The following is a 23727-nucleotide window of genomic DNA, read 5'->3' on the forward strand; positions in this document are numbered from 1 at the left end:
ACACGTTCATTTTATAGGGATTGGCGGATATGGCATGAGTGCCATCGCTAGAGTTATGCTGGAAATGGGATATACCGTTACCGGATCGGATGTCGCTTCACAAGAGTTGACCGAGAAGTTGGCAGCCAAGGGAGCGAAAATATATATCGGACATACGGCAGAGCACGTCACTGGAGCAGACTTGGTTGTCTACTCTACGGCAGCGCCTGCAGATAATGTGGAGCGGGTAGCAGCTGCAGAGCTGAACATTCCGATTCTGCATCGCTCGCAGATGCTTGCACGTTTGTTGAACGAACGTAAAGGTGTGGCTGTGGCCGGAGCGCATGGTAAAACAACCACTTCATCCATGATTGCACTTGTTATGGATAAATGTGATACGGACCCGACATATATCATTGGCGGAGAAATCATGAATGTGGGTACCAACGCGAAGGCCGGTCAAGGCGACTGGGTAGTCGCTGAAGCGGACGAGAGCGATGGTTCGTTTTTGCAGTACCATCCATGGCTCGGTATTGTGACCAATATTGAGGCAGACCATCTGGAGAATTACAATAGTGATTTTGAGGAGCTCAAAAAGGCGTATGTGCAGTTCTTGAGCCAGATTCGTCCGGAAGGAACAGCGATTGTATGTTCTGACGACGAGAATGTTCAAGCGATTTTGCCAGAACTCAAGTCACGCATTACAACCTATGGTATTGATCGTGCTGCGGATTATACGGCAACAGATATTGTACTGGGCGATCGCCGAATTTCCTTTACGATGAATCATCAGGGTGCTGCAATGGGCACGGTGGAGTTATCGGTGCCAGGTAAGCATAACGTTTATAATGCGATGGCTACGGTGATTACCTGTCTGGAAGCAGGCATTCCATTTGAGAAGATTGTGGCAGCGATCATCCAGTTCCACGGAGCCAAACGCAGATTCCAGGTATTGGGCGAGGCGCGCGATATGCTAATCATCGATGATTATGCTCATCACCCTACCGAGATTGAAGCTACGATTAGTGCCGCCAAGGCAACAGGCAAACGCATTATTGCGGTATTCCAGCCACAGCGTTATACGCGGACGTTCTTCCTGCTGGATGCGTTCAGTCGTGCTTTTGCGGAAGCGGATGAGGTGCTTATTACCGATATCTATTCTCCTGCAGGCGAAAAACAGATCGAAGGGGTAACCTCAGCCAGACTGGTTGAACTTATCGTTCAAAACAGTAATGCTTCTGCACGTTACCTCCCAACGAAAGAGGAAGTTGTGGCTGATCTGCAGCATCGTCTGCAGCCAGGAGATCTTGTGATTACCATGGGCGCAGGTGATATCTGGAAAGTCGGCGATACACTTGCCAAAGGTTTGAAATAAATCAATTGAGCAACCGCCTGTCTTCGATAAGAAGCAGGCGTTTTTTTTGCGTTATACGGAATGTATTCTCCCGTCTCTGCATATAGCTGATATAAATGGGACAAAGGAGAGGGTACGGGTGAGCAATGCTAGAATGACGTTTCGCTTCGGGGATCATGAGTCGGACAAGCCTGAAAACAAGGGGATATCCGCGTCCAGTCCATTGGTGACGTTGAGTGAAGATTTGCCGAACAATCAACCGCTAACGCCTAAGCGGATGGATACAACCCCGTCTTGGACGCCAGAGGATATCCCCGGAGACTGGGGAGAGACGGTGCTGACAAGCTCTACTGTACCTGAACCTGATGAGCGAGTGAGCCATGATTCGAACTTGAATTTGGATGAGGCCCATTATCTTGGGAACCGATCCGGTTACGGTTATTATAATCAATCAAGAGATCCTGAAGAAGAGCGTCGTGATCTGTCCAATACGCATGATGATCAAGGCCACGACTGGCTTGCAGATACAGAGAACTATTCCTATAAGCGCAATCGTCCCCCAAGGGGCTGGAAAATGATTGGTTCAGTTACCGGGGCACTCGTTACAGGAGCACTCTTTGGCATGGTTATTCTTTCATTTTTCAATAAAGAAGGAGCCGCAAAACCAGGCGATCTTCTTCCCGTCAATCAGGCCGTTTCCACTGTGACAGGTCAGGAAGGTGTTGCAGGCACAGAGCAGCAGCTTCAGACAGCAGCAACTGGCAGCACGTATTATGCACTTCAATATGGCGTGTTCAGTTCCCCCGAACGAGCGGAGCAGGCCAAGATTGAGCTGGCACAGGCAGGTATAGCCGCGGGTTCTGATCCTGAAGATGGCAATCGGGTATATGCAGGCATTTCGGCTGATCGTGAAGAGGCTAAGCTGCTTAGCACCAGACTTAAAGCTCAGGGAGTTGAACTGTACGTTAAGGAGATTGTGAACCCTGAGGTCAATCCGGCCATATTCGGTGGCAAGCAAGAGGATGTACAGCTTTTCTTTACGAACAGTTCTGCATTGTTCGAACAATTGTCTACCTTGTCCATTCAGCAGCTGGGACAGTCTGCTCCGGCAGCAGTCTCGGCAGAAGCGATGACCGCAATTCAGAATAAGCACCAGTCATGGATGACCGGTTTGAATAGTCTTTCACCCGGCCTGACCGCAGAAGTACAACCTATTATCGGCGGTATGGAGAAATCGATGAACAGTGCAATAACGGCTATCGCGGAGTACAACAAAAACCCGGATGATGTGCACATGTGGTCCGTACAATCCGATCTGATGGAATATGTACTGCAGCAAAAAAAATGGCTTGAAGCAATTAAGCAGTAACACGCTCTTTCCCATAACAACGCTTGGAAATACCTATCCGGCAAGGAACTGGAAATAGTTCCCCTTGCCGGATTTGTGTTTGTATTGACGTACAAAACCCCGTATAATAATGTGGGTGTCAAAAAATGGCGAGGGAAGATTACCGATGAAAAAAAACTTCGGCATGTTATTGCTGTTTCTGCTGCTCGGCTGGATGGCCGGAGCGTGGATCGCCAAGGCACTGCAGCCTGTAAAGGCAGTAGCCTTTCTTACGAAAGCCACGACCATACGTTGGTCGCCGCAGGCTGATCTGGATATTATCAGTTATGATATTTCACTTCAATTTCAAATGAGCCTTCTGAGTCTGATCGGTATTATTGCCGCTGTGTGGCTGTATCGCAGACTGTAGGAGAATGACGAGTTATGACGAAAAAAATTAAAATCAGTGACATCTATTATCGTGATCCGGACAGGATGTTGCCGTAGCATAAGGAGCCGTTCATTATGGATAACACTCAGCAGCGCCCTATTATTCTGGCCTCCACATCGCCTCGGCGCAAAGAACTGATCGCATCACTCCACTTAGCGTTTGATGTAATACCAAGTCATGCCGATGAAGACACACCACCAGAGTGGACACCTGAACAGACGGTACAGGAGCTTGCTTTGCGCAAGGCACTTGCCGTGTATCGCGGGCTTGAAGGCCGTGAGCAGGAAGCCATTATTGTTGGTAGTGACACCGTTGTTGTTCTGGATGGTGAGATTCTAGGCAAACCCGTAGACGAAACGGATGCTGAACGTATGTTAAGACGTCTACAGGGACGTGTACATCGGGTGTTTACCGGCGTCGCTTGTATTGATGCAGGCAATGGACAGTCGGTCGTTCATTACCGTCAGACCGATGTAACGATGAAAGAACTGTCGGATGCGACCATCCGTGCCTATGTGCAGACAGGAGAGCCTTCAGATAAGGCAGGATCTTATGCCATTCAGGGCATTGGCGCTTCACTGATCGACCGTATTGAAGGATGTTATTTTAATGTGGTTGGCCTGCCCTTATCCTTGCTGAGTGATATGTTGGATGGGTTTGGCGTCCATGTGTTGCCGCGAACATGAGTTAAGCCAACTGACGTTTTGAACTGAAAAGAGGGAACATATGGAGTCGCCTCAATACATGATGCGCGACATCCCCCAGGAAGAACGCCCGAGAGAACGCATGATGGAATACGGGGCGGGCGCCTTAAGCCATGCTGAATTGCTGGCGATTTTACTTCGAACAGGCACAAGACAGGAATCCGCGGTGCATATGGCACAGCGGATTCTGGCCGAAGCGGGTGGCATTCGCTCGTTGATGGATCTGAGTCTGGAAGAATTGACTGCGATGAAAGGGATCGGCAATGCCAAGGCTGTGCAATTGAAAGCCGGCATTGAGCTGGGCCATCGGATTGCCAAGAGCAGACTCACACAGTCGACTTCAATTCGTACACCGCGTGATGCAGCCGATATCCTGATGGAACAATTGCGTTACTTGCAGAAAGAACATTTTGTGTGTCTCTTTTTGAATAGCAAAAATCATATTATTGCCCAGGAAACACTCTCCATGGGCAGCCTTAACGCTTCGATTGTTCATCCGCGTGAAGTGTTTCGGGCTGCCATCAAATGCAGCAGCGCATCGATTGTGTGCGCACACAACCATCCGAGTGGTGATCCTACGCCGAGTCCGGAGGATATCCAAATAACCAAGCGACTGATTGAAGCAGGTGCTATTGTTGGCATTGACGTGCTTGATCATATTATTATCGGAGATGGAACGTACGTAAGTTTGAAGGAGAAGGGCTTAGTATAATATAATGGTTGGCGTTGATGTTTTCCTATGAATGTTAACGGCGTTGTCCGTAAAAGATAGGTTCACTTTACAAATGCAAAAAAACAAATGCGAATATTAGCTCCACGTGTTGCGTGGGAATGAAATTGTTACGCTCTGAATCAGAATAGAGCGGCTATATGAGGCAGAAAAGGAGATTATGTTATGTTTGGTGGTTTTACGAAAGATTTGGGTATTGACTTGGGGACAGCAAATACGCTGGTTTATGTACGAGGAAAAGGAATTGTGGTGCGCGAGCCTTCGGTTGTCGCTATTCGGACAGATACAAAAAGCATCGAGGCAGTAGGTGAAGCCGCAAAAAAAATGATTGGTCGTACACCGGGTAACATTCGTGCTATTCGTCCAATGAAAGATGGCGTCATTGCCGATTTTGATACAACGGCAACGATGATCAAATATTTCATCCGTGAGGCGCAAAAACAACGCTCCATGTTCCAACGTCATCCGAACGTGATGGTATGTGTACCATCCGGGATTACTGCAGTAGAACAACGTGCGGTTGAAGATGCAACCAAACAGGCTGGAGCACGTGAAGCCTATACGATTGAAGAGCCTTTTGCAGCTGCAATTGGTGCAGATCTGCCTGTATGGGAACCAACAGGTAGTATGGTTGTCGATATTGGTGGCGGTACAACGGAAGTGGCTGTCATCTCACTTGGCGGTATTGTTACGAGCCGTTCGGTTCGTGTAGCGGGTGACGAGATGGATGAATCCGTTATCCAGTACATCAAACGCCAATACAATCTGATGATCGGTGAGCGTACATCAGAGCAATTGAAGATGGACATCGGATCAGCAATGCCACTGGAGCAAGTGGAAACGATGGAAATTCGTGGACGTGACCTCGTTACAGGTCTGCCGAAGACAATCACGATTACTTCGGACGAGATCAGCGAAGCGCTGGCTGATACAGTGAATGCGATTGTTGAAGCGGTAAAAGTAACACTGGAAAAATGCCCGCCTGAACTTGCAGCCGATATCATGGACCGCGGTATCGTTCTTACAGGTGGTGGAGCACTGCTCCGCAATCTGGACAAGCTTCTTGCTGGTGAGACAGGAATGCCTGTCATTGTGGCTGAGAACCCGCTGGATTGTGTAGCGATCGGAACAGGTAAAGCGCTAGAGAATATTCATTTGTTCAAAAGCAGAAGCAGTTCGGCAGTTCGTTCCAAACGTTAATTGGTATTTGCCTAACTTGGCATTGCGACTAAGTGGCAATGCCAAGTTATAGAGTACCCGGTTAACCCCGGGGATGAGCTATTACCCGCTTAACAGGGGAGGATCAGCTGATATTCTCGCAGGGACTACAAGTCTGACAGTCTCCCCGCCGGGCATGGCTCGGAAGAGAATAATGGATGTTAGAGGGTGTTCGAACTGTTTAAACTGCTAGGCAACAAAAGACTTTTTGTTTTGCTGGTGGGCCTTGTTACATTTATCGCGTTAATGGGCTTTACGCTCAGTCCGCGAACCACTCTATCCTGGCCGGAGAAATTCCTGAAGGATTCAGTTGGATTTGTACAATACGTATTTTACAAGCCCGCTTCCTATGTAGCGGGCTTTTTCAAAGATGTAGCGAACATGCGTACGGTATATGATGAGAATGAAGAGCTTCGCATTGCCATGGGGCACTATACCCGAGATCGGCTGAAGTACAATGATATGGAGCAAGTGAATGAGCAGCTTCAGAAAGCGCTCAATTTCACCGAAGAACAGAAGAATCGGTATAATTACGGTTCACGAATTGCTCAGGTTATCAGTGCCAATTCGGATCCAAACAGTAGAACCATTAACATTGATATCGGTGAGAATGCGGGAATTAAGCCGGGGATGGCCGTTACCTCGCAGGAAGGGCTGGTCGGCGTGATCAGTCATGTCAGCTCATATACATCAACGGTTAATCTGTTAACGTCCATGGACGCCAATGATCCAACATCCAATGCCATTGCAGCAACAGCAGTAGGTAAGGAGAAAGTATTTGGTATGATTGAGAGTTATGATCCGAAGACGGGTATGCTCAAGATGACCAAGATCTCAGAGGATTCTGATATCCAAAAGGGTGATGAGATCATCTCTTCAGGGATCATCAATAACTTTCCGAAATACATGCGGATTGGTGAAGTGAAGAGTGTCGAGAAGAGTGAATATGGTTTAACGCAAACAGCTACAATTGACCCGTATGCAAGCTTCCTTGATTGGAAAGAGCTGATTGTCATTATCCCGCCTGAGGTAAAAGAATAATGGTGACGCGCAAGCAAGTCTTGTTCCTGTTGTTATTCATTTTGTTCATTGCGGAAGGCACGATTTTGCCGCTGCTCATTCCTTCTGGCTGGCAGATGCGTATTTCTGCCAATCTGGTGTATATCGTAATTTTGTTTATCGCTGTATATCATCATCGGCACACAGCACTAGTGCTCGGTATATTTTTTGGACTACTGCATGACGTCGTATTCTACGGCGAGATGATTGGACCGTACGGATTCTCGATGGGATTATCGGCATACATGATGGGACTCATTTTTCAAGCACCGCGTGCACCACTGCCGGTTATGGTATCGGTTGTCATTTTGGGAAGCTTGCTTAATGACACCATGCTGTTCTTCCTGTACAAGCTCTTCCAACTTAACCACGTGACCTTTGACTGGGCGTTGCTTGAATACATGATTCCTAATTTGTTCGTTCATTTTGTATTTGCCTTGATCATTTATGTCCCGCTTCGGAAACAACTGGAGCGGATTGGCAAGAGACGGAGCAAGACAGAAGAAGCTTCTTAAATACATTTATGGAGCGCAAAGCAGGAACTTGGGGCCCCGGGCACGAAATGTAATGAGATGGGAGGGACAGGCTTATGACGGTAAAATCGAATCACGTAACGATTAAAGGCATCCGAGACGGCCTGGTTTTCCTGTTGGACGATCAATGTGAATTCGAGGAATTGCTCTATGAGCTCCGCTATAAGCTGGAACACAGCCATCAAAATATTTTGACCGGACCGATTGTTCATGTGGATATCAAGTTGGGTGCCCGCGAAGTGACAGAGGACCAGAAAGAAGCAATCCTCGATATATTGAAGCAAAAAGGGAATCTGCTTATTCGATCCATCGACTCACCTGCACTCCAACCGGAGGTTAAAGGACCGCCGCCGATTGTTACCATGTGTGGTATGGTGCGTTCAGGTCAGGTGCTTCATCATGAAGGAAATCTCCTGTTTCTTGGGGATATCAATCCGGGGGGCACGGTGACGTGTACCGGAGATATATATGTGTTGGGTTCACTCAGAGGTATGGCTCATGCCGGAATTGGCGGGGACGAAGAAGCCATCATTGCCGCTTCGGTGTTTGCACCGACGCAGCTGCGGATTGCGGATATCATCAGTCGTCCTCCCGATGAATGGGAGAGCCGAGAGACCGGAATGGAATTTGCTTACTTACAGGACAATCAGATGCAGATAGACAAGATGAGCAATATCGTTCGGTTGCGCCGAGATTTTAATGTGTTTAAAGGAGTGTAGCTCATGGGAGAGGCGATCGTGATCACTTCGGGTAAAGGCGGCGTGGGTAAAACAACCACCTCGGCAAACATCGGGACAGCGCTGGCGCTGCTCGGCAAAAAGGTTTGTCTGGTAGATACCGATATCGGCCTTCGTAATTTGGATGTCGTGATGGGACTCGAAAACCGTATTATTTACGATCTGTGCGACGTTGCGGACGGCCGCTGCCGTTTGAATCAGGCTTTGGTCAAAGACAAGCGTTTCGAAGAATTATATATGTTGCCTGCGGCGCAGACGAGAGACAAAAACTCGGTGTCGCCAGAACAGGTGAAGGATATTATCCTTGAACTAAAAAAAGATTTTGAATACGTCATTATTGATTGCCCAGCCGGTATAGAGCAGGGTTTCAAAAATGCGGTAGCAGGAGCAGATCAGGCCATCGTGGTCACTACACCGGAAAATGCTGCAGTACGTGATGCGGATCGTGTCATCGGCCTGCTGGAGAGTTCACACATTCAATCACCGAAGCTGGTGGTGAATCGAATTCGCAATAATATGGTTAAATCGGGTGACATGCTGGATATCGATGGTATCTTACAAGTACTTAATATTGACCTGATTGGTATCGTACCTGATGATGAGCTGGTCATCAAAGCGGCTAATTCAGGAGAACCTACGGTCATGAATCCGGATTCACTTGCGGCGATTGCGTATCGCAACATTGCACGACGCATTTTGGGAGATACGGTCCCATTGATGCAACTGGAGCAGAAAAAGGGTGCTTTTACCCGTTTTAAAAAGTTCTTCGGAATGGGTTAACTCGTTAAATGAACTTATTCATTAACTGATTACATGACAGCCGTGGCTTATAGCCCGGCTTTTTTTGTTGCCTGCCGTCAGGCTTGTTCATATTATCAACCACCTCTTCATAGGATGTAGTAAACAAGCCTCGGCGGGAGGACATTCCATGAATACGAAACTCAGAATCAAGCAGAGACGAGAAGAACGCATTCGGCGACTGATGGACGGTGCGACTGTTGAAGTCCTACAGGAGCAAAAATTAGGTTCATTGTTGGACAAGAATGAGATCATACACCGTAAGCCGTTTACGTCTAGTGAGGGGATACAGGAAAGAGATCCGGAATGGTTGTGGAAAAAAGAGAATGGTCATTTCGTTCCAGGCGGGCATACGAGATTCAACCTGTTCAAGTCCCTTCTAAGGCGGACAGTCATTAGCGCTTTGATATTTGGCGGAGTATGGGGGCTGTTTCAATTGGATACATCGTGGACGACATCCTCCAAAACAGTGATTGCTGATGCACTTCATCGAGATATGAATTTTGCCTCTGCTGCAGCCTGGTATGAACGGCATTTTGGAGGAACCCCTTCGTTTCTTCCGGTTCTCGGACATACGACGGATGCTGTCAACGGTTCCGGCATACGGCAGTTACTGAGCAAACCGATCTCGGGCACAGTGGTTCAGCCATTCGCGCTGAGCATGAAGGGAATTGAGATCGTTCCGGATGCCGCAGGTGCAGAACTTATACAGGTCGCCAGCTCGGATGCAGGGCGTGTCATGGAGGTTATCGGAGATGCAACAAGTGGATTCACGGTTGTCATCCAGCATACAGGCAATGTCACGGCAATATACGGTCGGTTGAACGAGAGTGAAGTGAACGTGAACGATTGGGTTGAAGCGGGGAATGCGGTGGGGAGTCTCAAGACTACCGGTGGTGAACAACCGGCCACGCTCTACTTTGCGGTCAAAGAGGGTGAGGAGTACGTAGACCCAGCGGAAGTCGTTGCCCTTGATTAGGGTATGGGGAGTACGTATTACGTTTCATCCGTTTTTTGTGATTATCATGCTGGCGTCTCTTCTGACGGGACATTTTATTGAACTCATCACGTTATTTGCCATCGTATTCATTCATGAATGTGGACATGCTGCTGCTGCGGCCCTTCTGGGCTGTCGTGTCGTGTCCATTCAGATGCTCCCTTTTGGAGGGGTGGCGGTTATTGAAGATGGGGGCAACATCACGGCCTTCCGGGAAATCATGATCGCTCTGGCAGGTCCATTGCAAAACATGCTGATGGTTGGAATGGTTTGGCTGCTGCAGTATGGCAATCTGGGCGATCCGGTTTTTCTGAACTACATCATTCAGGGGAATTTGCTTATTGCGCTCTTTAATCTGCTACCCGTACTGCCCCTGGACGGAGGTAAAATTGTTCAGGCGCTTGTCAGCCTGTGGGCACCCTACTATACAACATTAATGTGGACTTACAGAATAAGCATCCTGTGTAGCATAGGGGTTATTTTGGTTGCCATCAGCCGCTGGCTTACCGGAGACTACGGCCTACCGCTCAACATTTTGTTAATCGGTCTTTTTTTGTTCTATTCCAACCTGACGGATTACCGAAATGTGCCCTATCGCTTTATCCGTTTTCTCATGAATCGGGAGGGTGCTTTCGCTCGACATGCGGCTACTGGCAGTTTGGCGCAGCCAATAATCTCATTTCCAGCGAAACCTTTGGACACTATTTTGCGTCTATTAAAGAGAGAAAGATACCATATGGTATACGTGATGAACAGACAGGGACGAATTATGGCAGTATTGCCTGAACAACGCATTATCGGTTCCTATTTTCAACAAAATGGCGATAAATTGTAGTGTTCTGGTGGACCTGTTCTGAAATGGGTTAATACATGTAAGATATGTACGATGAGAAATGTAAAGATACTGAAATGGATGTGGATGAATTGAATTGTCTTCTAGAGGTGAAGCCATGAAACAAATGATTGTACATAATGAACATAACCTCATGCAAATGGCGCTTCTGGAAGAAGGCAAAGCTGTGGAATTCACGGCAGAACGTACACGCGAGCGTGGACTGCTGGGTTCCTTTTTCAAGGGACGGGTAGTGAATGTGTTACCAGGTATGCAGGCTGCTTTTGTGGATATCGGTCAGAAAAAGAATGCGTTTCTGTATGTGGACGATGTGTTGCATCCCCATCTGGAGAAGCAGCCTCAGGTGAAGCCTTCCATCTCGGAGTTGCTTCGTCCGGGTCAGGAAGTCATTGTTCAGGTTCTGAAGGAACCGGTAGGAGGCAAGGGAGCCCGGGTGACGACTCATTATTCACTCCCGGGCCGCTGGCTTGTCTACATGCCTATTGCCGACTATGTGGCGGTATCCAAGAAAATTGCCCGTGAGGGGGATCGTTCCCGCCTTAAGGCACTTGGAGAGCAACTGAGACGGGATGAAGAGGGGCTTATTATCCGAACCGTATCTTCAGAAGAACAGCATGAAGCCATTCAGGCAGACTTGGAAACATTACGTGCGCAGTGGTACCTCATTCGTGAAAAAGCGGACAGTTTGCCTTCCCCGAGCCTATTGCATCGGGATCATAGCATGGTACAGCGAATCATCAGAGATGTCTACACGCCAGGCAGTGATGAGGTCATCACCGATAATGAAGGACAAGCCCGTGAGGTAAAAGCATTGTTGGAAGAGATTAGTCCCGGTCATCAACCCAAAGTACAGGTGTATCGGGGAACAGAGTCCATCTTTGCTGCTTATGGTGTGCAGGAGCAATTGAACAAGGATTTTGCCCGGAAAGTGTGGCTGCCTGGAGGCGGTTATATCGTCATTGACCATACTGAAGCTCTAACTGTAGTGGATGTGAACACAGGTAAATATACGGGAGCTGGCGGTGACAGTCTGGAAGAGACCGTGACGGAGACCAACATGCAGGCAGCAGTAGAGATTGCCCGTCTGATGCGCTTGCGGGATATCGGTGGCATGATTATTGTCGACTTCATTGATATGGAGGAGGCTTCGAATCGGCATGAAGTGGCTGCGACCTTGGAGGGCGAGCTCAAGAAGGATCGGACCAAAGCGTTCGTAATGGGCTGGACCAAGCTGGGCTTGCTTGAACTGACACGCAAAAAAGTGCGGGAAGAGAGTACGTTGCCCTATGTGGAGCCGTGTTCTTCCTGTCATGGTACGGGAAAAAGATATATTTCACCTTTACATTGATTTTTGAAATATTGCGTGATATAATCTTCAAGTATGTGTTTAGCCTAATGGTCTTGCACATGCTGTAACCGCACTGGCCGGGTATAAGAACAGTTCCGTAAGGACACTGTCACCTGAGAACGGGCGAGTCTGAGACATGAGGAGGTGCAAGGCAAATGTACGCAATTATTGAAACAGGCGGCAAACAGTACAAAGTCCAAGAGGGCGATGTTCTGTTCATCGAGAAATTGACTGCGAACGATGGCGAAAGCGTAACGTTCGACCGTGTCCTGGCTGTATCTAACGATCAAGGTTTGACAGCAGGTACACCATTGATTTCCGGAGCTACTGTAACGGCTAAAGTGGAGAAACATGGCAAAGGACAAAAGGTTATCGTATACAAATACAAACCTAAAAAGAACTACCATGTGAAGCAAGGTCACCGTCAACCGTACACTAAAGTAACTATCGAAACAATCAAAGCGTAAAGAAGGTGCGATAAGTGATTATCGTTCAAATCTTTCGTGATGAGGACGGGAACATCGAACGCTTTTCCATCGAAGGGCATGCTAATTTTGCCAAGCGCGGAGAAGACATCGTATGTGCCGGGGTATCTGCTGTTACAGTGGGTACGGTGAACTCGATTGAAACATTGACCGGTGTCGAAATGGATGCCAAGATGAAGAATGGCTTTTTAAGCGGTTCTTTACCTTTGTTAGAGAGAGGGGAAACCTGGTCCCAGGTACAATTGTTACTCGAATCCATGGTGGTTATGCTCTCTAATATTGCAGAGTCATACGGGAAGTATATTAAAATACAGCAATTCAAATAAGCAAAGAAGGAGGACAACCAATCATGTTGAAATTAAATCTTCAGTTATTCGCATCGAAAAAAGGTGTAGGTTCCACGAAGAACGGACGTGACAGTAATGCTCAACGTCTGGGTGTTAAACGTGCTGATGGTCAAACTGTAACTGGTGGTAGCATTCTCGTTCGCCAACGCGGAACGAAAATTCACCCAGGAACTAACGTTGGTATCGGTAAAGATGACACTTTGTTCGCGAAAATCGACGGCGTTGTAAAATTCGAACGTTGGGGTCGCGATCGCAAAAAAGTAAGCATCTATCCTGTTAACGTTGCTCCTGTAGCAGCTGCAGTAGAAGCGTAATATCGGCATTCCGCCTAAGGAGCCTTCGGCATTTTTGCCGGAGGTTTTTTGTATTCAACGGTTATTCGATAATGAACTGGCAGAAAAGACATGTTATACTTGGTTACGGTGGGTGTAAACCAACCGAGTTTTGTAGAACGGGGAGAAGCCATGAAATCTTGGAAAAGAGTGCCGTGGATTGCGGCATGTTCACTTCTGATTCCTTTGGTTTTCGTTATGCTGTATCCGGCGATGATTTCAAGCGTCGTATGCGCATTGTGGTCCGTCGCAGTATTGCTCATTTCTGTGAATGCGATGAAGAAACAGGCGGAGGCGGAACGCAGAGCCATCATACAATCCATGGAAAAGACAGCAATTGCTTCATTAAATCATCATCGACACGACTGGATGAACGACCTTCAGGTGTTATATGGATATCTTCGGCTGGGCAAACTTGATAAATCCTTGCAATGTGTGGAAAGAATAAAAGAGCGGGTTACAGAAGAAAGCCGAATCTCCAGATTGGGTATTCCTTCCCTCGTATTTTATCTTCAGTCTTTTCGCGCCAGTGGAATCGCGCTGGAATTGCATGTGGAAATAGAAGATGAGTTGCAGCTTAGTGCTCTGGTCTCTCCCGAGGATGGCGAGTCACTTACCGGGGCGATTGCGGATGCAATCAGGGCCTATCAATATGGCGGCGGCCGGTCTTCTTGGGGAGAGGTTCGCAAACTGACCTTGAACTTCGGACAGGATCATGGAGATGTAGTTGTCCGACTGGATGGGGATCAAACACCCGATCCGGAAACACTGCGGCAGCTTACTGCCGTACTCAAAGGAAAAAAAGTCAGAACGGAGCAGCTTCCGTCTGAGGATACGTTTATACAATTCAGAATGCCGTGTGGAATATAGGAAGAAGGGGTTAACCAATGTTTGTAGATAAAGCGAAGATTTATGTGAAAGCCGGAGACGGAGGGGACGGAATTATTTCGTTCCGTCGTGAGAAGTATGTACCAAACGGCGGACCTGCCGGGGGCGATGGAGGCAGAGGAGCTGACATCATCTTCCGCGTGGATGAAGGTCTGCGGACGTTGATGGATTTCCGTTACCAGCGTCACTTCAAGGCCCCACGTGGTGAGAAGGGACGTAATAAAAGTCAGCATGGTGCAAACGCTGAGAACATGATTGTGCGCATTCCACCAGGAACTATCATTTTGGATGAAGACAGTGGAGAAGTACTGGCGGATATGACACGTCACGGACAACAGGTTGTTATTGCTCGTGGTGGTCGGGGCGGACGGGGTAACATCCGATTTGCCACACCGAATAATCCTGCACCTGAACTTGCCGAGAATGGTGAAGAAGGCCAGGAGCGTTACATCGTATTAGAGCTAAAAGTTATGGCGGATGTTGGTCTGGTTGGTTTCCCGAGTGTCGGGAAATCCACATTGCTTTCTGTCGTTTCGTCAGCTAAGCCAAAGATCGGTGCATACCATTTCACAACCATTACACCGAATCTGGGTGTAGTCGGTGTAGGAGAAGGCCGAAGCTTCGTTATGGCCGATTTGCCTGGACTGATTGAAGGTGCGCATGAAGGGATCGGACTTGGACATGAGTTCTTGCGTCATGTCGAGCGTACTCGTATTATTGTTCATGTCGTAGATATGTCGGGTTCGGAAGGACGCGATCCTTTTGAAGACTGGCAGAAAATCAATGACGAATTGAAGTTGTACAATCCGCTTCTCGCCGAGAGAACGCAAGTTGTCGCAGCTAACAAAATGGATATGCCAGACTCTGAAGCGAACCTAGAGCAATTCTTACAGCAAGTTCGTGAAGTTCAACCTGATATTGAAGTGATGCCAATTTCATCCTTGACTCGTAAAGGGATTCAAGAGCTCTTGTATCGTGCAGCTGATCTGCTGGATCAGGCTCCAGACGAGCGAGTGGTTGAAGAGGTAGCAGATGTATCTGAACGTAAAGTATATAGTCTGGACAAAAAAGAAGACGATGGTTTCAAAATTGTGCGTGAGAATGAAATGTTCGTTGTCGAAAGTGCCAAGATTGACCGCATGATGAAACGGATGCAACTGAACTCGCACGAGGCTATACTGAAACTCGCACGTACACTGCGTTATATGGGTGTAGATGCTGAGTTGCGTAAGCGCGGAGCTGTAGAAGGCACCATCGTGCGCATCGGAGACTTTGAATTCGAATTCGTGGAAGGTAGCAGTTACTACTAAGTAGCCGTCTTCCGTGGAGAGACCAATAGATATATGAACGCAGAGAAGTGGGAAAGTAGACCCACAACTCTGCGTTTTTTTGTTTTTCCTGACATGGGAGAGGGATAAACTTGTATACTGTGAGGAACGTATTTCAAAAAATAGGCGTGTCATGTATTGCCCTTTTGGCGTAGATCCTATATAATGTCCACTATATGAATACATGAGTCTTTGAGGAGAGGACGTTCTGTGAACGAACGCTATTACTTAGTACGGGAAGATATTTTACCAGAGGCTGTGGTGAAGACCATGCAGGTAAAAGAGTTACTGGCTTCCGGTGATGTTAAAACAGTGCATGAGGCAGTTGAGCAGGTCGGATTAAGCCGGAGTGCTTTTTACAAGTACAAGGATGGAATTCATCTGATAAACCAGCTTGAACGCGAGAGAATTGTAACCATCTCCATTGATCTGGAGCATCAGTCGGGTATCTTGTCTCGTGTGCTTGGACATGTAGCTGGTTATGGGGCCAATGTACTTACAATTAATCAGAGTATCCCGCTTCAGGGAAGAGCCAATGTCGTCATTTCAGTGGAGACGACACATCTTCACGGAGAAATTGGAGAAATGCTGGATCGGATGCAAGATATGCCTGGAGTGAGACGCACACGTATTGTAGGCCAAGGTTAATTAGGCTTTATCATACAAGACTGACGGACAAGAATAGACATTAGGGGGTAGATCGTTAGTGAAACCGGTAAAAGTCGGATTGTTGGGTCTGGGAACTGTCGGAACGGGAGTCGTTCGCATTGTGGAAGGGAATCAGGAAGATCTGAGCAGTCAGGTTGGATCGCCGATTGTCATCGAGAAGATCGCAGTGAAAAATACAGAGAAAGAACGTGTTATTGCTGTAGACCGTGCCAAGCTTACGGAAGATCCTTGGGAAGTCATTCGTCATCCGGATATTGATGTCATCGTTGAAGTCATGGGCGGCATTGATCAGACGAAGGAGTATATTCTTGAAGCGTTGGAACGGGGGAAACATATCGTAACAGCGAACAAGGATCTCATGGCCCTGCATGGTTCGGAGATTTTGGCGAAGGCGCAGGAAAAACAATGTGACGTGTTCTATGAGGCGAGTGTTGCGGGAGGTATTCCGATCATTCGTACATTGATTGAAGGTTTCTCTTCCGACCGGATCACCCGCATTATGGGGATTGTGAACGGAACAACGAACTTTATTTTGACCAAAATGAGTCAGGAAGGTGCATCCTATGAAGAAGTGCTGGCCGAGGCACAGGCTCTGGGATACGCTGAATCGGATCCAACCTCCGATGTAGAAGGACTTGACGCAGCTCGTAAAATGGCGATCTTGAGTACACTCGGTTTCCGCACCAATGTGGAGTTGAAGGATGTAACCGTTAGAGGCATATCCTCCGTAACCCGTGAAGACATTACGTATGCTAGAAGACTTGGGTATGAGATGAAATTACTTGGTATTGCGGACCGTATTGACGATGAGATCACGATTAGCGTACAGCCAACTATGGTTAGACAGAATCACCCGATTGCTTCAGTCAACGGTGTATTCAACGCAGTATATGTACACGGCGAAGCTGTAGGGGAGACGATGTTCTACGGTGCAGGTGCGGGAGAACTTCCAACGGCAACTTCTGTTGTAGCTGACATTGTGGCGGTCACCAAAAACCTTAAACTTGGCGTAAATGGTCTAAAAGCGATTGTGCCTTATAAGACGAAGCGACTGCAAAGCGACGAGCAGATCGTATCGAAAAACTTTATTTTACTACACGTTGATGACAAAGCCGGTGTATTGGCACAAATCACACAAATCTTCGCAGAATATGATGTCAGTCTGGCCTCGGTTGTTCAACAGCCGAATGAGCACAACCCGGATGCCGAGATTATTATCGTTACACATAATGCAAGTAAGGCAAGAATGGATAAAGTGTTAAAACATTTTGAATCACTCAGCGTCATTCGCCGCATTAAGAGTGTCTATCGAGTCGAAGGATAATCTTCCGTATTCCATACGGCATCTCAATTATTTCAGTTATAACGCACAAGTTAATCATATGCGTAACAAAAGGTCATCATTTCAGATTATTAAAACATAAAGGAGTTTACCCACAATGAGATATCAAGGACTTTTGCAAACGTACAGAGAGCACCTTCCAGTTAACGAAAATACACCCCTGCTTACGCTTCAGGAAGGAAACACACCTTTGATTCATGCAGAGAATCTGTCTGAGGAACTCGGTTTGAACCTCTATTTCAAATACGAAGGCTTGAACCCTACGGGTTCTTTCAAAGACCGCGGAATGGTCATGGCTGTTGCCAAAGCACTTGAAGAGGGCAGCCGTACAATCATGTGTGCATCCACAGGTAATACGTCAGCTGCTGCAGCGGCCTATGCCGCACGTGGTGGTCTCAACTGTATCGTGCTGATCCCGAATAACAACATTGCACTGGGTAAACTAGCCCAAGCCATGATCTATGGAGCTAAGGTGATCGCGATTAATGGTAACTTTGACCGTGCACTGGAGATTGTGCGTGAGATCACAGCCAAACATCCGATCACGCTTGTAAACTCTGTGAATCCGTTCCGGATTGAAGGACAGAAGACAGCAGCGTTTGAAGTAATTGAACAACTTGGCGAAGCGCCGGATGTTCTGGCTATTCCAGTCGGTAATGCGGGGAATATCTCTGCATATTGGAAAGGTTTCAAAGAATATAAAGAGGCAGGTAAATCCAATACGTTGCCACGCATGGTTGGTTTCGAAGCTGAAGGTGCGATGGCTATTGTCAAAGGTGAGCCGATCCTTGAACCTGAAACGGTAGCAACAGCGATTCGAATTGGTAATCCCGCAAGCTGGAAAACAGCAGTAGCTGCAGCTGAGGAATCTGGCGGACAGATTAACTATGTAACAGATGAACAAATCCTGACAGCGTATCGTACACTTGCTTCTCGTGAAGGGATTTTTGCAGAACCTGCTTCTGCCGCTTCCCTTGCCGGTGTATACAAACTGAAGAGTGAAGGGTACTTTAAAGGCGGAGAGACTGTCGTTTGTGTGCTGACAGGTAATGGCCTGAAAGATCCTAATATTGCGATCAAAACGGTAGCGACTGAGCCACTTGTTGTTGAAGATACGGAAGAAGCAGTAATGGCGGCCATTGCACAACTGGAGCAGCAATCTGTATGAGTTTGCGTGAAAAGGTAACCGTAAAAATACCTGCAAGTACAGCCAATCTCGGTCCGGGGTTTGATACCCTGGGCATGGCATTGTCTTTGTATGCCTGGTTGGAAATGAAACCTGCCGAGCAGACGACATTTCATCTTCATGGCAATCATTTGACAGGCCTGCCAACAGATAAATCGAATTTGATTTACGAAGTTGCACAGATGGTATTCAATGAAGCTGGGGTATCTGTACCTGAATTGGAGATTTCCATGTATTCCGATATTCCGCTTACGCGTGGACTCGGGAGCAGTGCATCGGCCATCGTTGGTGCACTGGCGGCAGCGAATGCATTAATTGGCGCTCCATTATCGGATGCCAAGCTCCTGGATATGGCCACATCCCTCGAGAAGCATCCGGATAATGTAGGTGCATCTCTATATGGCGGTATTATTACAGCTGCATGGGATGGTGAGCGGGTAGATCATATACGCATTGAGCCACATCAAGATCTGCAAGCTTTGGTTATTGTACCTGAATTCCAGCTATCTACTTCAAAAGCAAGGAATGTGATTCCAGAGCAATTTGGCATGTCTGATGTCGTGCATAACATTAGCAGATCCTCACTGCTCGTTGCAGCTTTGGCAAGTGGACGACTGGATATGATTCAGAAGGCGATGTCAGATCGAATTCACCAGCCATACCGGGCATCCTTGGTACCAGGCATGGCTGAAATATTGGAACACGCTGTCGATCATGGAGCTTTGGGAGCTGCCCTGAGCGGAGCTGGGCCAACCGTGTTGACTTTGGTAGATCGTCATGACACCCGCAGAGCGGAATTGGAACAATATTTGCTGAACACCATGGAGCGGGAGGGCATATCTGCTTCGGCACTGTGGCTCGATCCGGATCTGGACGGTGTAACCGTGCTGCCTGATCAAGACGAACGTCCTTTTTTGGACAGAATCAAAGGGGAAGTTAATGCATGAAACGAATTGCAGTATTACCTGAAGGCTCCGTTTCCCATGAAGCGATTGATTTCTTGTTTGACGGTGAACCGTTAGATGTGCTTCACTTCAAGCTGATTTCGGATGTGTTTAGAGCAACGGATAGTGGGAATGCACAATATAGTGTTATTCCAATTGAGAATACCATTGAAGGCTCCGTTAGTCTTCATATGGACTGGCTTGTGAACGAAGTGGACATTCCGATGCAAGCGGAGTGGGTATATCCATCCATCCAGAATGTGATTGGACATGGCTCGGAATTTATGACGGAGAGCGGCGAGTATGATTTCGGTAGAATTACCAAGATTATGTCTCACCCTGTGGCTATTCCGCAATGTCAGAATTTTATTCGGCTGCATTCGCCTGGGGCGGAACTTGAAGGTGTGAATAGTACGGCTGAAGCTGTAGAAATTGTGAAAAAAAATCCGGGCAAGGGCTGGGTGGCGATCGGTACAAAGCTGGCTGCTCAGAAGCATGGCCTGGACATTATGGCTGAACGGGTTACAGATCATGACAATAACTACACCCGTTTTGTGCTCATTGGCCATGAACCTGTAAAAATTCCACGTGAACCGGATCATGTAAAAACCAGCTTGCTGGTGACGTTGCCAGAAGATGCACCGGGTGCGTTGCATCAGGTGTTGTCGGCCTTTGCCTGGCGGAAGTTGAACCTGACCCGTCTCGAATCTCGTCCAACGAAGAAACGATTGGGCAGTTACTATTTTTACATTGATGTTGTGGAAACGGTCGATTCGGTTTTACTGACTGCAGCCATGGCCGAGATTGAGGCATTGAATTGTCAGGTGCGCGTTCTGGGTAGCTATCCTTGTTATACATATCCTTTGAGGTAATCGACCTGATGGTGGTTGTGAATGTTAGAAGGTTGTCATAAGTGGGGGTAGAATGAGCGAGTAATCGCTTGTCTTTTGTTGTACAATGGACGGGTTAATAACGTTTCGGAGTTTAGGGAATGGATATTTTATGGAGGTGCAGTCATCGGTGGCAGAACAATGGATTTATTTGGATGGTCAGTATGTGACCAAGGAGAACGCAACCGTTTCGGTATATGATCATGGATTTTTGTATGGAGACGGGATTTTCGAAGGTATTCGGATCTATAACGGAAACATTTTCAGATGTAAGGCCCACTTGGATCGTTTGTATGATTCAGCGAAATCCATCAGTTTGAACATCCCGCTGTCCATTGATGAGATGTTGGAAGTCATGGCTGAAACGGTACGCCGCAATGATATGCGTAATGGTTATATTCGTCTTATTGTATCGCGTGGCCCTGGTAATCTGGGGTTGGACCCGTTACGTTGCCCTAAGGCATCTGTCATCATCATCGTGGAACAATTGGCGATCTATCCGGAGGAAGCTTATCTTACTGGATTGAAAGCAGTGTCTGTATCCCAACGCCGGAACATTCCGGACGCATTGAATCCGAAAATTAAATCGTTGAACTATCTGAATAACATCCTGGTTAAAATCCAGTCTAATTATTCAGGCGCTGGTGAAGCGATTATGCTGAACTCCCAAGGTTACGTTACTGAGGGTTCAAGTGATAACATCTTCATTATCAAAAATGGAGTAGTGTACACGCCGCCTTGTTATCTCGGAGCACTTGAAGGGATTACACGTCAAGCGATTATCGATCTATGTGGCGAACTGGAGCTTGAATTAAAAGAAGTGCCATTCACCCTGCATGATGTGTATATCGCAGACGAAGTCTTTTTCACCGGGACAGCTGCAGAAGTTATCGCTGCATATGAAGTCGATGGAAGAACAATTGGTACGGGTGTAGCAGGTCCGGTAACGCTCAGACTGCTGGAAGCATTCCGTCAGATTGTTGACAAAGATGGCTACAAAGTGTGGGAATCTTAAGTTTGAGCAATTAGCATAGGGAACAGGAATTCTCCTTGTCCGATAAAATTCAGCATACCTGGCGTATGAGGATTTTAGAGACAGGAGGATTTTTTTTGTTTAGTTGATGTCATTAGCCCGGTTTCTGCATAGGATGTAGTAACGGTATGGGCGAATGTACTGCCCAAGTATGACGTCTAGGAGGTTAGTTCCCTGTGAAAATACACATGGTGAAAAAAGGCGACACATTATATCTGCTGTCCCAAAAATACAATGTAGCGCTGGACAAATTGATCGCGGCTAATCCGCAAATCACAAATCCCGACAAGTTGGATATTGGCATGAAGGTCAAAATCCCTGCAGAGCCAGTAACACCGAAACCGGAAGGCGTGCTGCACAGTCACAAGGTTCAGCAAGGAGATTCGTTATGGAAGTTGTCACAAGCCTGGGGAGTTCCTTTAAAAGATATGATCAATGCCAATCCACAGTTGAAAAATCCGAACGCTCTGCTGGTGGGGGAGACTGTTTATATTCCATCCATGCACGCACAAGGAAATAGCACATCTAATTCGGGTGCCAGCAACATTGCTGCGCATGAAAAATTGTCGCCTGAAGGTAAGGAATACACAGGAGTCAAAGAACCGGAACCACCGGCGCAAGTTGTACCAACTCCTCCTGCTCCGGTAGCAGAGGTTCCAGTTCCCGTCCCAGTGCCTGCTCCACCACCAGCCAATCCAGTAAAGCCGAATGTGAAGCCTGAACTGGAGGCACTGCCGCAGTTGCCTGAGCTTCCTGAAGTGAAGCCTGAAAAGGAAACGCACAAAAAAGAAGAGGTTAAACCTGAAGTTAACGTAAAACCTGTAGCAGAATCCAAGAAATACACAATGCCCAATCTTTCGCCTGAAATTATGCCTTTGCCTGTAATGCCTAATACAAAGTCTCCAGCTGAGGTTGCACCAGCAACGAAAAAACCTTGCGGTTGTGGTAATAAGTTGCATCATGCGCCAGCGGAGCACCCTTATGTTCAAATCCCTGTCCCTGTACAAGAGGTGTATGGTGTTCAGCAAGACATGTACACGGCAGGAGCGAGCAACAATGCACCATTTCCAGGAATTCCGGAAGTCAGTCCTTATAGTGGCAGTGATCTCCCAAACAGTCCGTGGACTGGGGCGGAGCAGAGCCATAATCACAACAACGTTGTGCCAAATTTGTCCCCAGAAATGCAAAACAACTCATTTCCAATATCGCCAGCTGGCCATGTGAATAGTCCATTCCCATCGTATGTCGCACCTAGTCATATGAATCATCAGCCGCCTTTTATATCCCCATATTCGATGCTTCCTTACCCTCCATGCGGATGTGGTTCACATACACATGTGCCTCAGTATACTTATCCTTCACATGGTTATCAGGATCCGGCTTGGAATATGTATGGTCCTTCGTACGGTATGCCGCCTGAAATGTCCACATCAACGATGCCAAACCAGCCTATCGAGTATGCTTATCAGAACCCATACCCTACCCAGAACATGGTTCCGCCGTCCCCGCTTGGTGCTTTTGGTGAGTTGTATCCTTCACAAGGCCAAGGTAAGGGTGGTAAAAAAGGGGGCCGTGACGACGCCAACTTAAGCCAGGTAGCGATTGAAGAGATTGGAGTGGATTCGGAGGCGAAGTCCAAGCAAGCCGGGAATAAGCCGGCAGCTGCGAAACGTAGAACAACCAAGGCTCCTCTGAAGAATAAATCCAAGGTGACCGTGTCTGGGAAAACATCCAGAGAAGGAGCGACTACCTCCAACCAACGGAAATCAAATAAAAAGCGTCGTAATCCGTGGATACAAAACTAACGTAGAGGATTGCGATTGGTGAAGAAGCAGGGGAATTGTTATATCAGCGGGAAGCCAGCTCTATAATAGAGAGCTGGCTTATCGTTTGTTTGAATATAGATTGATTCACGCACGCATAACGGAGATATGGCTATTCGGGCCTGATACGGAGCATTTTATTGCTAACTTGTTGTAAACCCTTTCATGAGTGTGTTAGAATATTTGTACCCTATATGCGCACCATTTTAATAGGACAAGATAGGATTTAAATTGACGGTTTTAGATAATGTAAAACTACTAAAGAAAAGAAATAAAAAAAACTGTTGCATTAGATTCAGCCGTATGATATATTATTTAAGTCGCCGCTGAAACACACGGCTGACACGGGAAACACAAGAAATAATGAAACAA

General features: G+C 47.3%; 25 protein-coding genes and 1 other annotated feature. All 25 genes read left to right on the forward strand.

Translation table 11 applies throughout. The features are described from left to right. Positions 1-34 precede the first annotated feature (34 nt). Positions 35-1354 (forward strand): UDP-N-acetylmuramate--L-alanine ligase, encoded by a 1320-nt coding sequence (gene murC, locus OM416_RS25630; protein ID WP_062837803.1) that lies wholly within the window; start codon positions 35-37, stop codon positions 1352-1354. Between the two features lie 118 nt (positions 1355-1472). Beyond that, positions 1473-2702, forward strand: a complete 1230-nt coding sequence (locus OM416_RS25635; protein WP_264934259.1) for an SPOR domain-containing protein — start codon at positions 1473-1475, stop codon at positions 2700-2702. Positions 2703-2847: 145 nt separating this feature from the next. Further along, on the forward strand, positions 2848-3090 hold the full coding sequence (locus tag OM416_RS25640) for a DUF4321 domain-containing protein (protein ID WP_105410708.1): 243 nt from the start codon (positions 2848-2850) through the stop codon (positions 3088-3090). 95 nt (positions 3091-3185) lie between these two features. After that, complete coding sequence (locus OM416_RS25645; RefSeq protein ID WP_264934260.1) at positions 3186-3797, forward strand: Maf family protein; 612 nt, start codon at positions 3186-3188, stop codon at positions 3795-3797. 40 nt (positions 3798-3837) lie between these two features. After that, positions 3838-4527, forward strand: a complete 690-nt coding sequence (gene radC, locus OM416_RS25650) for a RadC family protein (RefSeq protein WP_036673540.1) — start codon at positions 3838-3840, stop codon at positions 4525-4527. A 183-nt stretch (positions 4528-4710) separates the two neighbouring features. After that, positions 4711-5745 carry a rod shape-determining protein gene (locus OM416_RS25655; RefSeq protein ID WP_024633969.1) on the forward strand — a complete coding sequence of 345 codons (1035 nt, stop codon included), beginning with the start codon at positions 4711-4713 and terminating at the stop codon, positions 5743-5745. A 186-nt stretch (positions 5746-5931) separates the two neighbouring features. Further along, complete coding sequence (gene mreC, locus OM416_RS25660) at positions 5932-6804, forward strand: rod shape-determining protein MreC (RefSeq protein ID WP_264934261.1); 873 nt, start codon at positions 5932-5934, stop codon at positions 6802-6804. Continuing rightward, positions 6804-7337: a rod shape-determining protein MreD gene (gene mreD / locus OM416_RS25665; protein ID WP_264934262.1), complete on the forward strand. Its 534-nt coding sequence runs from the start codon at positions 6804-6806 to the stop codon at positions 7335-7337. Before mreC ends, mreD begins: the two co-directional genes overlap by 1 nt. Before the next feature lie 74 nt (positions 7338-7411). Next, on the forward strand, positions 7412-8074 hold the full coding sequence (gene minC / locus OM416_RS25670) for a septum site-determining protein MinC (protein WP_017692615.1): 663 nt from the start codon (positions 7412-7414) through the stop codon (positions 8072-8074). A 3-nt stretch (positions 8075-8077) separates the two neighbouring features. After that, positions 8078-8872, forward strand: a complete 795-nt coding sequence (gene minD, locus OM416_RS25675; RefSeq protein WP_053783092.1) for a septum site-determining protein MinD — start codon at positions 8078-8080, stop codon at positions 8870-8872. Positions 8873-9020: 148 nt separating this feature from the next. Beyond that, positions 9021-9869, forward strand: a complete 849-nt coding sequence (locus tag OM416_RS25680; RefSeq protein WP_264934263.1) for a M23 family metallopeptidase — start codon at positions 9021-9023, stop codon at positions 9867-9869. Beyond that, positions 9862-10722 carry a M50 family metallopeptidase gene (locus OM416_RS25685; protein WP_264934264.1) on the forward strand — a complete coding sequence of 287 codons (861 nt, stop codon included), beginning with the start codon at positions 9862-9864 and terminating at the stop codon, positions 10720-10722. Before OM416_RS25680 ends, OM416_RS25685 begins: the two co-directional genes overlap by 8 nt. A gap of 115 nt (positions 10723-10837) precedes the next feature. Next, on the forward strand, positions 10838-12088 hold the full coding sequence (locus OM416_RS25690; protein ID WP_264934265.1) for an Rne/Rng family ribonuclease: 1251 nt from the start codon (positions 10838-10840) through the stop codon (positions 12086-12088). A gap of 56 nt (positions 12089-12144) precedes the next feature. Next, positions 12145-12229 (forward strand) — a sequence feature (ribosomal protein L21 leader region). Between the two features lie 14 nt (positions 12230-12243). Then, a complete protein-coding gene (gene rplU / locus OM416_RS25695; RefSeq protein WP_017692620.1) occupies positions 12244-12555 on the forward strand; it encodes a 50S ribosomal protein L21 in 312 nt (103 codons plus the stop codon). 14 nt (positions 12556-12569) lie between these two features. Further along, the gene (locus OM416_RS25700; RefSeq protein ID WP_036605912.1) at positions 12570-12899 is read left to right on the forward strand and encodes a ribosomal-processing cysteine protease Prp; all 330 of its coding nucleotides are present in this window, start codon (positions 12570-12572) and stop codon (positions 12897-12899) included. A 23-nt stretch (positions 12900-12922) separates the two neighbouring features. Continuing rightward, positions 12923-13234, forward strand: a complete 312-nt coding sequence (gene rpmA / locus OM416_RS25705; RefSeq protein ID WP_017692622.1) for a 50S ribosomal protein L27 — start codon at positions 12923-12925, stop codon at positions 13232-13234. 150 nt (positions 13235-13384) lie between these two features. Further along, on the forward strand, positions 13385-14122 hold the full coding sequence (locus tag OM416_RS25710; RefSeq protein ID WP_062838040.1) for a Spo0B domain-containing protein: 738 nt from the start codon (positions 13385-13387) through the stop codon (positions 14120-14122). Between the two features lie 17 nt (positions 14123-14139). After that, the gene (obgE, locus tag OM416_RS25715) at positions 14140-15450 is read left to right on the forward strand and encodes a GTPase ObgE (RefSeq protein WP_169480443.1); all 1311 of its coding nucleotides are present in this window, start codon (positions 14140-14142) and stop codon (positions 15448-15450) included. A gap of 228 nt (positions 15451-15678) precedes the next feature. After that, on the forward strand, positions 15679-16116 hold the full coding sequence (locus tag OM416_RS25720; RefSeq protein ID WP_017692625.1) for an ACT domain-containing protein: 438 nt from the start codon (positions 15679-15681) through the stop codon (positions 16114-16116). A 58-nt stretch (positions 16117-16174) separates the two neighbouring features. Further along, positions 16175-17461 (forward strand): homoserine dehydrogenase, encoded by a 1287-nt coding sequence (locus OM416_RS25725; protein ID WP_264934266.1) that lies wholly within the window; start codon positions 16175-16177, stop codon positions 17459-17461. A 115-nt stretch (positions 17462-17576) separates the two neighbouring features. After that, positions 17577-18647, forward strand: coding sequence for a threonine synthase (gene thrC / locus OM416_RS25730; RefSeq protein WP_169480441.1), 1071 nt, complete (start codon positions 17577-17579; stop codon positions 18645-18647). Next, the gene (thrB, locus tag OM416_RS25735; RefSeq protein WP_264934267.1) at positions 18644-19612 is read left to right on the forward strand and encodes a homoserine kinase; all 969 of its coding nucleotides are present in this window, start codon (positions 18644-18646) and stop codon (positions 19610-19612) included. The genes thrC and thrB overlap by 4 nt, the downstream gene beginning before the upstream one ends. Beyond that, positions 19609-20481 carry a prephenate dehydratase gene (gene pheA / locus OM416_RS25740; protein WP_264934268.1) on the forward strand — a complete coding sequence of 291 codons (873 nt, stop codon included), beginning with the start codon at positions 19609-19611 and terminating at the stop codon, positions 20479-20481. The genes thrB and pheA overlap by 4 nt, the downstream gene beginning before the upstream one ends. A 148-nt stretch (positions 20482-20629) precedes the next feature. Next, the gene (gene ilvE / locus OM416_RS25745; protein ID WP_017692630.1) at positions 20630-21514 is read left to right on the forward strand and encodes a branched-chain-amino-acid transaminase; all 885 of its coding nucleotides are present in this window, start codon (positions 20630-20632) and stop codon (positions 21512-21514) included. 194 nt (positions 21515-21708) lie between these two features. Next, positions 21709-23337, forward strand: a complete 1629-nt coding sequence (locus OM416_RS25750; RefSeq protein ID WP_264934269.1) for a LysM peptidoglycan-binding domain-containing protein — start codon at positions 21709-21711, stop codon at positions 23335-23337. Positions 23338-23727: the final 390 nt, after the last annotated feature.

This window comes from Paenibacillus sp. LS1, assembly GCF_026013365.1.
Lineage (GTDB): Bacteria > Bacillota > Bacilli > Paenibacillales > Paenibacillaceae > Paenibacillus.

Excerpts from the sequence above, each read along its gene's own strand:
- obgE (WP_169480443.1), top strand. The coding sequence starts at position 14,140 with ATGTTTGTAGATAAAGCGAAGATTTATGTGAAAGCCGGAGACGGAGGG.
- thrC (WP_169480441.1), top strand. The coding sequence starts at position 17,577 with ATGAGATATCAAGGACTTTTGCAAACGTACAGAGAGCACCTTCCAGTT.
- murC (WP_062837803.1), top strand. The coding sequence starts at position 35 with ATGAGTGCCATCGCTAGAGTTATGCTGGAAATGGGATATACCGTTACC.
- OM416_RS25645 (WP_264934260.1), top strand. The coding sequence starts at position 3,186 with ATGGATAACACTCAGCAGCGCCCTATTATTCTGGCCTCCACATCGCCT.
- mreD (WP_264934262.1), top strand. The coding sequence starts at position 6,804 with ATGGTGACGCGCAAGCAAGTCTTGTTCCTGTTGTTATTCATTTTGTTC.
- thrB (WP_264934267.1), top strand. The coding sequence starts at position 18,644 with ATGAGTTTGCGTGAAAAGGTAACCGTAAAAATACCTGCAAGTACAGCC.
- rplU (WP_017692620.1), top strand. The coding sequence starts at position 12,244 with ATGTACGCAATTATTGAAACAGGCGGCAAACAGTACAAAGTCCAAGAG.
- radC (WP_036673540.1), top strand. The coding sequence starts at position 3,838 with ATGGAGTCGCCTCAATACATGATGCGCGACATCCCCCAGGAAGAACGC.
- OM416_RS25680 (WP_264934263.1), top strand. The coding sequence starts at position 9,021 with ATGAATACGAAACTCAGAATCAAGCAGAGACGAGAAGAACGCATTCGG.
- OM416_RS25640 (WP_105410708.1), top strand. The coding sequence starts at position 2,848 with ATGAAAAAAAACTTCGGCATGTTATTGCTGTTTCTGCTGCTCGGCTGG.
- OM416_RS25655 (WP_024633969.1), top strand. The coding sequence starts at position 4,711 with ATGTTTGGTGGTTTTACGAAAGATTTGGGTATTGACTTGGGGACAGCA.
- minD (WP_053783092.1), top strand. The coding sequence starts at position 8,078 with ATGGGAGAGGCGATCGTGATCACTTCGGGTAAAGGCGGCGTGGGTAAA.
- rpmA (WP_017692622.1), top strand. The coding sequence starts at position 12,923 with ATGTTGAAATTAAATCTTCAGTTATTCGCATCGAAAAAAGGTGTAGGT.
- pheA (WP_264934268.1), top strand. The coding sequence starts at position 19,609 with ATGAAACGAATTGCAGTATTACCTGAAGGCTCCGTTTCCCATGAAGCG.
- OM416_RS25710 (WP_062838040.1), top strand. The coding sequence starts at position 13,385 with ATGAAATCTTGGAAAAGAGTGCCGTGGATTGCGGCATGTTCACTTCTG.
- minC (WP_017692615.1), top strand. The coding sequence starts at position 7,412 with ATGACGGTAAAATCGAATCACGTAACGATTAAAGGCATCCGAGACGGC.
- OM416_RS25690 (WP_264934265.1), top strand. The coding sequence starts at position 10,838 with ATGAAACAAATGATTGTACATAATGAACATAACCTCATGCAAATGGCG.